The following is a 12,616-nucleotide window of genomic DNA, read 5'->3' as shown; positions in this document are numbered from 1 at the left end:
CCTATATCCGCAGCAAAAAGTCAGTAAACCAAAACACAGGGCAGCGCTCTCCCGGATCTGGAGAAGCACTGCCCTGTTTCAGCCATTCTCTTAATTCGTTTGATTGTGGTCGCTTACCAGTTCATTCAAACCTACAATTAGACCTTCAAGCTGTTTGAAGCTGCCCACCATGTTATCCGTCATCCGGCGCTGTTCTTCCACACCGGCCAGAATTTCTTCAGTAGCTGCACTGGACTGCTCGGTAACACTGGAGAACTCTGTTATTTCGCTCACCACTTTTTCCGAGAAATGCTTCATGCCCGCTGAGCTTTGCTCCACCTCACCGGCTTGGGCCAGCACCTTTTGAGCGTTGAGCTGAATTGATTGAAATACCTCTTCCGTCCGTTGCACCGACTCCTGTCCGGTCTGCAGAATGCTGCGGCTCTGTTCAAACTGTGCGATCAATGTCTGTGTCTGCTGCTGCAGGCCCGCGATGACTTCACTGATAGAATCCGCTGTCTTGCCGGAACTTTCGGCCAGCTTCCGCACCTCTCCGGCAACTACCGCGAAACCGCGGCCATGTTCACCGGCACGGGCAGCTTCAATGGACGCATTAAGGGCAAGCAGATTGGTCTGTCTGGAGATTTGCATAATTCCTTCAAGCATTTCATTGATATCCAGGCTGCGCCGGCTGAACTCCTGCATCTGTGTGGAGGTAATATCCATCGTTTCAGTAAGCTCTGAGATTTGACCCGCCAGCATTGTGACGTTGCCGCTGCCTTGCTCACTGACCGCAGCAGTCGCTTCCGACAGCTCCTTCATTTCCTGGGAATAGCCGGCAACATCGCGGATATGCTGGTCCGAAACTGCAATCGCTTCCGTGATTTCTCCGATACTGGTTGCCTGATACTCAATACCCTTGGAAACCTCCTGGAATCCGATTGCCACTTCACTTGTTATGGCCCCAGTCATTTCTACCTCTTCTTTGAATCTGGCTGTGAATGCATATAGACCGTCCACCGCAGTTTTCACACGGCTAAGAAGGTACTCCACCTGAGTGCTGGCGGTTTCTACCTGCTCCCGCTGCTGGTCGCTCTTTGACTGCAGCTTCTCATTCAGGTAGGAGACTACCAACAGCACGACGCTGATGATAATGTACAGCCCGAGGCTTGTAAAATAGAGCATCAATTTACTGTCAGCCCCTGAGTCCTCAGCTCCGATTAACAGCTGGACCAGAATATTGACAGCACTCACAGCGGCTGAAACCGCATAATATTTATAGTGAGGATAGAGCAGCAGCAAAGAACAGAGCAGCAGCACCACCAAACCATCCACAGAGCTTAAAGTTAAATAGAAAGCCATCAAAGTTAGGATCACTGTGATAATCCATGGAATTACAAGCACACCTTTTCGTTTCCAGTTGCATAAGCTGAGTGCCACCGCCAGCGGAACAGCGACCGCACTTGTCCCCCACAATTTTGGAACCTGAAAGGCAAGAATGACTCCAACCACAGTTACCACCCAAAAAATAGTAATAATAATTTTGTTTCTCATCCAGAATAATTCAGTTTTACGTTCATTTTGCAACCTCTGCACGTCCCCTGTCATTTTTATATACCCTGAGTTTATATCGTCAATATTCGACAATTTATTTATATCCCAGATAAGGCACAGAGCAAAAAAAAAGACCGCCTTCACGGCGATCTTTGTTCGCAGGCACTTCCTGCTGTTCAAAACCTCTAACCCTTCGGTCTTACGACCAGCGCTGCCAGGAATGAGAAGACAATTGCCGAGGAGATCCCGGCGCTGGTCACATCGAAAATGCCTGTTACCACACCGACCCAGCCATCCCGTTCCAATTCCGTCAATGCACCATGCACCAAGGAGTTCCCGAAGCTCGTAATCGGCACACTGGCTCCGGCTCCGGCAAATTTCACCAGCGGATCATACAGTCCGAACGCGTCGGCTACCGCCCCTGCCACTACGAGTGTACTCATCGTGTGGGCGGGGGTCAGCGCGAGCACATCGAACATCAATTGGCCGATTACACAAATTGCCCCGCCAATGAGAAACGCCCATAAGTAGATCACTGCTCTTCACCTCCGCTCTCAAGAGCTACGGCATGCGCCACGCAGGGAATGCTCTCCCCCTGCTGGTAAGACAGCGGTGAGAGCAGTGCTCCGGTTGCTACGATGAGCACACGCTTCAGCTCTCCTTTTTTCATCCGTTTAAGAATATGTCCATAAGTTACAACGGCTGAACAGCCGCAGCCGCTTCCTCCTGCAATCACATATTTTTGCTTATCCAGGTCGAAAATAAGCAGTCCGCAGTCATTAAACGTCGTTTGTTCCATCGGAATGCCCTCTTTGGCCAGCAACTCTTTGGCAATTGGCAGACCTACGGAAGCAAGGTCACCGGTCACAATTAAATCATAATACCCGGGTGACAGGGCCGTATCACGAAAATGGGCAGTAATCGTATCTGCTGCAGCCGGGGCCATGGCGGTCCCCATATTGAATGGGTCGGTTAGCCCCAAGTCCATAATTTTGCCGATCGTTGCAGATACCACATGAATCCCCTGTGCACTGCCGTCATTGCGGCCGACAACCGCACAGCCTGAACCTGTAACGGTATATTGGGCGGTCGGCGGCTTTTGTGACCCGTATTCGGTCGGATAACGGAATTGCTTCTCCACTGTGCAGTTATGGCTTGAGGTTCCGGCCAGGGCATATTTGCTGCCTCCGGAATCAACAATCATTGAGGCGATGGCTAGACTCTCCATGGAGGTGGAACAGGCCCCGAAGACCCCGAGATAGGGTACGCCCAGCTTTCTAGCCGCAAAGGAGCTGCTGATAATCTGATTCATCAGATCACCGCCGACAAAAAACTCCAGCTTGTCCTGCTCAAGATCGGCATTCATCAGCGCCAGCTTGGAGGCTTTTTCGAACAGGGCACGCTCTGCTTTTTCCCAAGTCTTCTCGCCCATTTCGAGCGAATCATAAATGAAATCAAAATCCGATGCTAGCGGTCCCTCCCCTTCCTCCGGCCCTACGACGGCAGAGGAACCAAGAATGACAGGACGGGTAGTGAACTTCCAGGTCTGGCTGCCTAGCTGCTCCATTTTAGTGCGAACCTCCCCAGCCCATAATGGCGTACACTACACCGACCACAAACGCAGCAACCACACCAAACACAATGACGGAACCGGCCAGCTTGAACATATTTCCGCCTACCCCGAGCACCAGACCCTCTGCACGGTGTTCCAGCGCCGCGGAGCACATGCTGTTGGCGAAACCTGTAACAGGCACCGCAGTCCCGGCTCCGCACCACTGGGCTAATTTATCATATACGCCAAAGCTGGTCAGAATCACGGAAATAAGTATCAGCACCGCTACCGTGGGGCTTGAGGCTTCGCGGGAGGTCATATCAAAGATAGCCATGAACGCCTCCTGGATCCCTTGTCCCAGCACACAGATCAAACCTCCCGACAGAAAGGCCCGGATGCAGTTTTTGAATACCGGGCGGGAAGGCACAAAAGGCTTGGACAATTTCTCATAGTCCTGTGGAGTCATGGTGTCAAGCCGCAGCTTGACACCGGTTTTTTTGGTTTTTGCCGGCAAATAGGGACACCTCCTGGAATGTAGGCGAAGGGAAGATATCAGAGCAACAATCGGGCTGCCGTTTCCCCTCGGATTTTTCTTCTCTTAGAAGTTTTTCCTTATTGTTCGCCATCTGCCGCCAGATTATGTCCTGGTATACTCAGGAAAAAAACAACAGCACCACTATCAGCAGCAGGAATAAAACCAAAATCAGTACCGTTTCGCTCTCCCGCCGGTACCGGCGGGGATACCTTCTCTGCATTCCGCGCGTATGCACTTTGCGGGGGACACCCTGCCCGTAAGGCCCGGAAATGCTTCCTGCAACCCTCATTGTTCTCGCTTCCTTTCCCGGCTCCTGGCTTCAGAGCCACTACCACATATTATTCGCACAGCAGCTGCCCGGTGTTTGCCGGAGGTACCCTAAGATAGACAAGAGAAGTCGGAATGTTCATACTATATGTAGTAAAGGAGCGATAAGCATATGAACCAAGAAACGATGGACTTATTTAAAACACTTACCGAATTCCCCGCAGCTCCGGGCTTCGAGCGCGAACTGCGCGCTTACGTCAAGGATGCTATGTTACCTTATACGGATGAGTTCGTGCAGGACCGGCTGGGAAGCCTTTTCGGCGTACTGCGCGGCGAAGAAAACGGCCCCAAAATTATGGTCGCCGGTCATTTTGACGAAGTAGGCTTCATGGTCACCGGTATTACAGGCAACGGAATGATCCGGTTTCAGCCGCTTGGCGGCTGGCTGGCGTCGGCAGTGGCGTCACAGCGGCTGCAGATCATTACCCCGAAGGGCACGCTGACTGGTGTGGTCGGCAGCACGCCGATCCATCTGCTAAGCCCGGAGGAACGTAACAAAACCGGCGATATCAGCAAAATGTATCTGGATATCGGTGCAGACAGCCGGGAAGAAGCTGAGAGCTTCGGCGTGAAGCCAGGCCAGCAGATCCTGCCGATCTGCCCGTTTACACCACTGGCCAATCCGAAGAAAATTATGGCCAAGGCTTGGGACAACCGCTATGGCGTGGGCCTCGCGATTGAACTGGTCAAGGCGCTGCACGGTAAAAAGCTGCCGAACACGGTCTATGCCGGTGCTACGGTGCAGGAAGAGGCCGGCCTCCGCGGCGCTCGCACCGCAGCCAACCTGCTGGTACCAGACATTTTCTTCGGCCTGGATGCCAGTGCCGCCGCCGACATGACCGGCGACCGCCAGGCCTTCGGCCAGCTCGGCCAAGGCGCACTGCTGCGGATTTATGATCCGACCATGATTACCCACCGCGGACTGATTGAGTACGTCCAGGATACAGCAGATACCCACCGGATCAAGTACCAGTATTTCGTTTCCCAGGGCGGAACGGATGCCGGCCAGGTACATGTCAGCGGGATCGGCGTTCCGTCTGCGGTAATCGGAATTTGCTCCCGCTACATCCATACCGCTTCGTCTGTGATTCATAGCGATGATTACGAGGCGGCCAAGGAGCTGCTGATCAAGCTCGTTGAAGGACTGGACCGCACCACGCTCCAGACCATCCTAGAGAACAGCTAAGACCACGACCGTTAAAAAACGGGCGGGAATGAAGGCTATTGACCTTCAATCCCGCCCGTTTTTTGTTCTTATCCCTTGCGATGAACCGTCAGTTCCGTGAACGGACCTCCTGGCGCATGAAGATGTAATAGGACAACCCGAAGCAGAGAACTGTAGCCGCGAGCAAACCGGTCAGCTGCGGCCAGACCAGCAGCAGACTTTGGCCCAGTGATAAAGGGCTTGAGATCGCTCCGACCAGCTGATCCATCGTCAGCGGTCCAAGAGAACGCACACCCGGCGACAGCAGCGTCGATATCGTCTCACTGAACAGCTCTGTCGGAGACAGCCTGTTCAAGGTAAGAATGAAATTGGCATGATGCAGCTGCTCACTGACGGTAGCCATCTGAGATACCGCTGTAGCGCTGTCGATCAGATTGATAATCATGCTGTAGAACAAGGTCAGAAACAGCCAGGCAGCAATGCCCGACAATGCGGAAGTGGCTGCCTGCCGGAAGCGGATGGAGAACAGAATCGAGAGATTCAGCCAGAAGCCGATATAGACCACGGCAATGATCAAAAAGAACAAAATACGCCAGAATTCCTCCGGTGTCGGGGGGTAACCGATGGTCAAAAGTCCGAGTCCGGTCACCGACAGCCCGAGCGAAAACACCACAATGGCAATCAGCAGCAGTGAAGCTGTGAATTTCGCCTTCAGGAAATCATCCCGGTAGATCGGCTGAGACAGCAATCGTCCCAATGTGCCTTTGTTCCGTTCGGAATTGACGGCGTCAAAGCCGAGCGAAATGCCGATCAGCGGCCCGAGCCAGGACAGGAACGTGGTGAATGTCGGGAGCGATAAGGTGCTGCTCGACAGGGTGAACATCTTCAGGAACAGGAAGGTCGTTCCGCTCTGCCCATCCGAGCTCCCGCCTTTTATCGCTGTGATTGAAGAATAGATTGATCCGATACAGGCCAGTACGATGATTCCGATCAGAATCGTAAACCGCCAGCTGCGGATGTGGTCTCCCAGCTCCTTCTGCACCATCACCCAGAAAGCGGAACGGCTGCCTGCCTCCCGCTCCGGAGAAACAGAGGCTGCACCGCTCTGCCGGAACCATCCGCGCAGCCTGTTCCAGACCTTCTCCGGGAGCATAGCACCGGATAATTTTGCGATCATCCTTATTCCTCCTTCTTCTCAAAGTAGCGGTGGTAGATCTCATCCAGCCCGAATTCCCTGCGCCGCATGTCGTAAAGCTCTGCACCGCTGTGTATAACCTCGGAAGCAATGGCGGCGGTCAAATCCCGGTCACATGCCAGTGTTACCCGGCTGCTGCCGGGAATAGCCTCCTCCTTCTTCCACTCCCCGCTCTGCACCTCAAGAACACCCGGCAAAGCCTTCAGCCGGGCACTCAGCGCCTCACTCCACGGCCGGACTGCCAGTTCTACTTCTACCCGGCGCTCCTGGTTCAGCTCCACAGAGAGCGTAGCAATATCGCCGCAGGCAATCAGCTTGCCTTGGACAAACAAACCGACCCGGTCGCAGATCTGCTGTACCTGCTGCAGCTGATGGGAGGAGAGCAGCACTGTTATGCCTTCATTGCGGCTGAGATCAGAGATTAGCCGCAGCAGCTCCCGGACCCCTTCGGGGTCGATCCCGAGCGTCGGCTCATCGAGGATAATAACCTCGGGCTGCTTGACCAGCACATCGGCCAGGCCGAGCCGCTGCCGCATCCCCCGGGAATAGGTGGATACCTTGGCGCGTGCGCTGCCGGCCAGGCCCACCTTTTCCAGCAGCTCTTTGGCTCTCTTCTGCGCCTCTGCAGGCGCAGCACCGTTCAGCCTGGCAGTATAGACCAGATTATCCAGTCCGCTGCGGTCTTCGTAAAAGCCGATATCATCCGGCATATATCCGACTCTCCGCTTCACCTGAAGCGCTGAGCGAGCCGGATCGAAGCCGCAGATTCTGGCACTGCCTGCTGTGCGCTCAGTCAAACCGAGCATCATCAGAATGGTCGTCGTTTTGCCTGCGCCATTCGGGCCGAGAAGCCCGAAGACTTCTCCTTTACGGATACGTAGACTAAGATTGTCTACTGCGGTAAATGCCCCGTAGCGCTTGGTCAGGGATTCCAGTTCAATGACCGGTGCCTCCCCGGAGGCATTGGCTGAATCCAATAGCTTTTCTTCAGTAATCATTGGCTGTTTCTCGCGGATATCCATCGGCTTCACCGTCTTCCGAATCTGCGGAACAGATAGTAAATACCGGCGATTACGGCGGCAATGATCAGCACTCCTATCCAGCCCCAGAAGACCGAGGTTTTGACGGTAACCCGGAGGTCTGCCGAAGCTGACTTCGCGGCGGAAGAAGCCGTAAGGCTAACTACATAATCACCGGGCAGCGAATTTCCGCTGGATTTGATAACCGCCTGGGTCGTTGCGGTAGCTCCAGGCTGGATAGTACGGACGGTTGAAGGATCGAAGGATACCTCCCATCCGGTCGGCGTACCCTGGGAAGCGAGTGAGACATCCTCCAGTGGAACGCTGCCGGTATTGGTAATCACCAGATCCACCCGGCGCTCTCCGCCTGCCTTGACATCCGTGCTCAGCACATCATTTGAGGTACTGAGCTGTATGCCGTAAGTACCTGTAATCACTGCTTCCAGTTCAGCCTGCGTATTGGTGGAGCCGCTCGATGCTGTCACCGGTATTTTGTAGGTGCCGGCTTTAACTTGTTCCGGCGGTTTGGCTTCGATGCTGATGGACTTCTCAGCTCCGGCTTCCAGCTCCACAGAAGTAACGCTGTTGCCGTCCGACTTGATCCGCACATCCCAGCCGTCCTCAGCTTGCGCTGTGAGGGCATAGGACTGCTTCTGGGCTGTACGGTTGCGCAGAACCGCGCTGTATGTAAACGTCGTATCGGAATGACCCTCCATGTTGGCCTGATCCACCGTCAGCTCCGTTTTGAAGGTCCCCTGCTCCGAGACATTCACCTTCAGCGGCAGTGTCTCCCCTGCGCCTGTCTTGACTGCAAAGCTGTAGCTTCCCTTATTGATCTCCAGCGGCACCTCCAGCTGAAGCGTCACGTTCTGGGTCTCTCCTCCCTTGACTGCCAGCTGCTGAACCTGACGGCCGCCGGCGGTAAGCTCATACTTCCAGAAGTTCCCCCCGGCATCAAAGGAAATGGCCGCTTTGGCGGTAGAGGTTCCGTGATTGATTACATCAATCGGGTAGGAGACGGATTCACCCGGAGCTGCAGACAGCTCCACATAAGGGGTATACAGCTCCAGAGTCCCGTCCGCAGCAGCCTTCTCAAGGCCTGCATTGGTGTACCAGCCCAGGGCGGCAAGCATCAGAATCAGCAGTGCCGCAAGCGGTTTTGCGGTTTTTTTCAGCATAAATCATTCCTCCTTATTGTTCTTCCGTAAAGGAATACGAACGGGGAAGGAAGCTGGATTTACACGCTGAAATAAATTTTTTCGGGACTTTAAAAAACGGAGAAATAGTGGTAAAACGTATTTAGAATGAGAATACAGTCCGGAGACAGCGGCAGTATCAGCGAGGGAGGGAGACGGCAATGGACCTGCACAACGAGGCGATGGCCATGCGGCTGGCGCAGATGTGCGAGGGGGATACAGCGGCCTTTGATGAATTTTATGCCTGTTATGCCCCGTTCATTATGCAGATTGCATACAGAGTGACCCAGGAGCAGATGGAAGCAGAGGACATCTGTCACGATATTATGCTGGAGGTGCTGCGCCGAGGCCATGCCTACGATCCGTCACGCGGTTCCATCAAGTCCTGGCTCGCAGTTATGACCCGCAGCCGCTGCATAGACAAGCTTCGCCGCAGGGCAAAGACAGAGCCGCTCGCCGATCCGGATCTGCTACGCAGGGACGAGACCGGACCTGCGGAAGAGGATCCGGCAGTACGCAGATTCCAGCGCGAAGCGTTACGTTCAGCCCTGAGCGGCCTTCCCTTGAACCAGAAGCAGGCCATTGTCGGCTCGTATTTCGAGGCGCACACTCATCAGGAACTGGCAGAAACCTGGAGTGTACCGCTGGGTACGGTCAAATCCTGGATTAAGTATGGCGTCGCTAATATGCGGAAGCAGTTCATTAAGCAGGGCTGGGTGGACCAGCCGGAAGGAGGCGCAGAGCATGAACCGTCACTCAAACGAAAACGTTGATCCAATTTACAGCAGAGACAGAGCCGGTAATGCTCTGCGCCACTTCAGCGAAGCAGAATGGATTGATTGGATTGGCATGGACATTACAGGCAAAAAACGCGAGGATATGCATATTCACTTAACACTCTGCGCGGAATGCCGTGAGCTGTATGAGGTATGGCTTCCGCTGCTGGCTGATCCGTCTCCGGAGCCAGTTTCCCTGACGGAAGGTGGTTACGCTGCTGTGGATCAGGCCACCGCTCCCCACCTGTTCCCTGCGGATGCTGTCCGCCGGAAGCTTAGACGGAAGGTTCAGCGAACCGGATGGCGGCGCAGGCTGGCTACAGCTGCTGTCAAACCGGCTTTCTACAGAAGTGCTGCTGCCTTGGGTGCATGTGCACTGGCTGGTCTTCTGGTTCTGGGATTGTTCGGAACTGAACAAGGCAGCACTACCGAACGTAGCCGCTATGTCAGCAACTATGAACCGCAGGCATTAGGTGTGCTAAACCGGCCGGAGACTGTTTCCTACCCGCTGGACCGGAGCCGTGATGACCAGTTTACCGGCAATGTATGGTACAACGGCCACTCCAACGAACTCTTCGTGCTGATTGAGGATTTAATGCTGCAGGAAGGCCATTCCATACAGGCGTGGGCGGTAAACGGCAGCCGGCGGGATACGCTGGGGCTGGTGCAGATTGAAGCTGCCAAGGGGCATTTATACGTGAAGGGGACACAGCTTGGTGAAGCGGACAATATCGCACTGACAGTCGAACCTCCCGGCGGCAGTGAACGGCCTACCTCTCCTGATGCTGTCTGGGTACATCTGATTAAACGTTAACCGCAAAGAGCAAGTGTTCAAAAATAAAGTATTAGACTGAAAAATAAAATGTTAGACTGGCGGGCGCTTCATTAAGCTAACGGGCAGGTTAAACTGGTATAATTTGTACGGAATAGGGACGAGGTGATCGTTTATATGGGAAACACAATATGGTTACGTGACAATTGCGGAGAAAAAGTTGTTGAGTCACTCTCTATGTCTAATGGAGCCACTAGTGTACTTCTCGAGGTACTGGCACTAAGTGGGTCAGACTTAGCAGTAACAGACAGAGAGAAAGAGTTTATCGTTTGGTTGAATCAAAGGGATCAATCAATTGTAGGTATTGGAACTGTGGGATTTAGCATTAGTGAGATGCCTTGGACGAAAAGAGATTATAACGAGGCAAAGAGATTTTTGTTTTCTGTTATTGATAGTGCAATTAATAAACACAGATGGGAAGATTTAGATTACACTCCTAATGAGGACATAGTAGTAAGGATTTTAAATCATTTCCGTTTATTAATAACCAATTTTCAAGAAGAATTTGTAGATGAGAGTCATTATATTGAATGGTCTGCCACAGACGAGTTAGATGAGTATCCTACAATTCCTAATGGTTTCCCTCATTGTTCTAAGCATAAAATTCTTCTATCTTGCCATGGCTGCTTATTATGTAATGATGGTATGTAGTCTTACGCTAACGTAGAAACGTTAGTTAAACAACAACAGCGGCAGTCTAAGACTTTATTGATCTAGTCTTTTTCTGCCGCTGCTTCAATTAATGAATCAGTCTGAAACTTTTTTTTCCAAAAGCTGACGATTTTTCAATTCAAATTAACGACTCTAGTCAAATACTTTATTTTCACTGAACAGCAAGGCCTCTCCTGTAATGGAGAAGCCTTGCTCTTTGTGGTTGCAGAATATTAAGCCTCCGCTTATTTCAGTTTGCCGTATTCCGCCATCACGGACTGGTGCACCTCATGATCTGCAGCCAGGCCGGTGTATTTCGTAAGCGCTGCTTCTGCACCAAGCTCGGCAATAGCTGCCTGAAGCTCCACGGCTTCCGGATCATCACTTGCCTGGAACAGCATAGCTCCCGCCATGGAACGGGTCAGAGCCTTGTAGCTAAGGCCACGTTCATAAGCCTGAAGAGCCGGCGATACCAGACGGTCATTCGGGGACAGCTTGCGGATCGGCGAGCGGCCTACACGCGATACTTCATCGGTCAGGGCCGGATTCCGGAAACGCTCCAGGTTTTTGTCGATATATTTGCTGTGTTCAGCTTCGTCGAAGCCATGCTTTTGAACCAGGACGGCGCCTGTTTCTTCCAGAACTTCGCGTACCAGTCCAGTCAGGCCCTCATCAGCCATAGCCTGCTGGATGGTCTCGTAGCCCCGCAGGTAGCCCAGATATGCTGCAGAGCAGTGTCCGGTGTTCACGGTGAACAGCTTGCGTTCAATATAAGGCTCAAGGTTCTCTACATAATGCACACCTTCAACCGGAGTATAACCCGGGATCATCTGTGAAGCATCCACTACCCACTCATAGAAAGGCTCCACTACTACTTTCAAAATATCCTCATGCTGCTGCAGCGGCACAATCCGGTCTACGGCCGCATTCGGAAAAGCTACAGAAGCATCCGCTTTAGCGCGGGTGGCTTCATCCAGCTTCGCATAGACCAGCTCTTTGAGCTGTGCGCTGCCGCCAATGGCATTCTCGCAGGCGATCACATGCAGCGGCGAATCTGAAACGCCGGCCCGTCTCTGGATTCCCTCTGCCACAACACCGGCAATATGCTTCAGAATGGAAACACCGACAGCGGTCGTAACCAGATCCGCTTCGGCAATCGCTGCAGCCACCTCATCAGCTTGGGTAACACTGCTCAGAGCGGTTACATTCTTCACCAGTACCGTTTCCTGTCCGTCGCTGGCCAGTGTCACCGGATATTCCCCGCGTTCCTTAAGCTGAGCCACAAAAGCTTCATTCACATCAACGAAACAGACCTCGTAGCCTGCTTGTGACAGCAGCAGTCCAATGAATCCTCTGCCGATATTGCCTGCACCAAAATGAACGGCCTTCATTATTCCAGTCCTCCTTCAAAGATCGCGATGACATCCGCCGGGGTAGGAGCGCTCATTACCCGCTCAATCGCATCATCTTCCGTGAAGATCATAGCTACGTTCGTCAGCACTTCCATATGCCCGTCACCTGCGGCAGCAATGCCGATCACAACAAAAGCAGGCTCATCACCGCCGAAATCAACACCGTCCGGAAACCGGATTACGGAGAGGCCGGTAGATTTAATGAATGGTCTCGCTTCTTTCGTTCCGTGGGGAATCGCAAGACCACCGCCCATATAGGTCGATACAACTTCCTCGCGTTCAAGCATTTTCGGTACGTATTCTTCCGTTACATGTCCTGCTTCTACCAGCAGTTTGCCGGCCATAGTGATCGCTTCGTATTTATCTTTGGCGGCACCGTTCATTATTACTTTGTTTTCTGACAGTATACTCATATGGTTTCTC

General features: G+C 53.0%; 14 protein-coding genes. 4 read left to right on the top strand and 10 right to left on the bottom strand.

Translation table 11 applies throughout. The features are described from left to right. Positions 1 to 90 precede the first annotated feature (90 nt). The 5 genes from QU597_RS07965 to QU597_RS07945 form a co-directional block, all read right to left on the bottom strand. Entirely contained in the window at positions 91 to 1,566 is a 1,476-nt protein-coding gene (locus QU597_RS07965) for a methyl-accepting chemotaxis protein (RefSeq protein ID WP_310832150.1), read from the bottom strand. Positions 1,567 to 1,718: 152 nt separating this feature from the next. Then, positions 1,719 to 2,069 (bottom strand): stage V sporulation protein AE, encoded by a 351-nt coding sequence (gene spoVAE, locus QU597_RS07960; RefSeq protein ID WP_054939558.1) that lies wholly within the window; start codon positions 2,067 to 2,069, stop codon positions 1,719 to 1,721. Continuing rightward, entirely contained in the window at positions 2,066 to 3,100 is a 1,035-nt protein-coding gene (gene spoVAD / locus QU597_RS07955) for a stage V sporulation protein AD (protein WP_206103824.1), read from the bottom strand. The genes spoVAE and spoVAD overlap by 4 nt, the downstream gene beginning before the upstream one ends. A gap of 1 nt (position 3,101) precedes the next feature. Then, complete coding sequence (gene spoVAC, locus QU597_RS07950) at positions 3,102 to 3,599, bottom strand: stage V sporulation protein AC (RefSeq protein ID WP_370656238.1); 498 nt, start codon at positions 3,597 to 3,599, stop codon at positions 3,102 to 3,104. A 139-nt stretch (positions 3,600 to 3,738) separates the two neighbouring features. After that, on the bottom strand, positions 3,739 to 3,909 hold the full coding sequence (locus QU597_RS07945) for a hypothetical protein (protein ID WP_159067692.1): 171 nt from the start codon (positions 3,907 to 3,909) through the stop codon (positions 3,739 to 3,741). A gap of 150 nt (positions 3,910 to 4,059) precedes the next feature. On the opposite strand from QU597_RS07945, the gene QU597_RS07940 reads away from it, so the two are divergent. Beyond that, positions 4,060 to 5,133 (top strand): M42 family metallopeptidase, encoded by a 1,074-nt coding sequence (locus QU597_RS07940; RefSeq protein WP_310832149.1) that lies wholly within the window; start codon positions 4,060 to 4,062, stop codon positions 5,131 to 5,133. Between the two features lie 88 nt (positions 5,134 to 5,221). On the opposite strand, the gene QU597_RS07935 is transcribed toward QU597_RS07940, so the two are convergent. Genes QU597_RS07935 through QU597_RS07925 form a run of 3 tightly spaced genes read right to left on the bottom strand, consistent with a single transcriptional unit; the run spans position 5,222 to position 8,504 of the window. Continuing rightward, the gene (locus QU597_RS07935) at positions 5,222 to 6,289 is read right to left on the bottom strand and encodes an ABC transporter permease (RefSeq protein ID WP_370656237.1); all 1,068 of its coding nucleotides are present in this window, start codon (positions 6,287 to 6,289) and stop codon (positions 5,222 to 5,224) included. Between the two features lie 2 nt (positions 6,290 to 6,291). Beyond that, on the bottom strand, positions 6,292 to 7,305 hold the full coding sequence (locus QU597_RS07930) for an ABC transporter ATP-binding protein (protein WP_310832148.1): 1,014 nt from the start codon (positions 7,303 to 7,305) through the stop codon (positions 6,292 to 6,294). Between the two features lie 29 nt (positions 7,306 to 7,334). After that, complete coding sequence (locus QU597_RS07925) at positions 7,335 to 8,504, bottom strand: COG1470 family protein (protein WP_310832147.1); 1,170 nt, start codon at positions 8,502 to 8,504, stop codon at positions 7,335 to 7,337. A gap of 179 nt (positions 8,505 to 8,683) precedes the next feature. Here QU597_RS07925 and QU597_RS07920 point away from each other — a divergent pair, with 179 nt between their 5' ends. The 3 genes from QU597_RS07920 (at position 8,684) to QU597_RS07910 (ending at position 10,781) form a co-directional block, all read left to right on the top strand. Beyond that, positions 8,684 to 9,295, top strand: a complete 612-nt coding sequence (locus QU597_RS07920) for an RNA polymerase sigma factor (protein ID WP_310832146.1) — start codon at positions 8,684 to 8,686, stop codon at positions 9,293 to 9,295. Then, on the top strand, positions 9,267 to 10,112 hold the full coding sequence (locus tag QU597_RS07915; RefSeq protein WP_310832145.1) for an anti-sigma factor: 846 nt from the start codon (positions 9,267 to 9,269) through the stop codon (positions 10,110 to 10,112). Before QU597_RS07920 ends, QU597_RS07915 begins: the two co-directional genes overlap by 29 nt. Positions 10,113 to 10,247: 135 nt before the next feature. After that, a complete protein-coding gene (locus QU597_RS07910) occupies positions 10,248 to 10,781 on the top strand; it encodes a hypothetical protein (protein WP_310832144.1) in 534 nt (177 codons plus the stop codon). Positions 10,782 to 11,026: 245 nt separating this feature from the next. Here QU597_RS07910 and QU597_RS07905 read toward each other — a convergent pair whose 3' ends face one another. Further along, positions 11,027 to 12,172 carry a mannitol-1-phosphate 5-dehydrogenase gene (locus tag QU597_RS07905; RefSeq protein ID WP_310832143.1) on the bottom strand — a complete coding sequence of 382 codons (1,146 nt, stop codon included), beginning with the start codon at positions 12,170 to 12,172 and terminating at the stop codon, positions 11,027 to 11,029. Next, entirely contained in the window at positions 12,172 to 12,606 is a 435-nt protein-coding gene (locus tag QU597_RS07900) for a PTS mannitol transporter subunit IIA (protein WP_054939548.1), read from the bottom strand. Before QU597_RS07900 ends, QU597_RS07905 begins: the two co-directional genes overlap by 1 nt. Positions 12,607 to 12,616: the final 10 nt, after the last annotated feature.

This window comes from Paenibacillus pedocola, assembly GCF_031599675.1.
GTDB lineage: Bacteria > Bacillota > Bacilli > Paenibacillales > Paenibacillaceae > Paenibacillus_AQ > Paenibacillus_AQ pedocola.
This window is presented reverse-complemented; position numbering and strand designations above follow the sequence as displayed.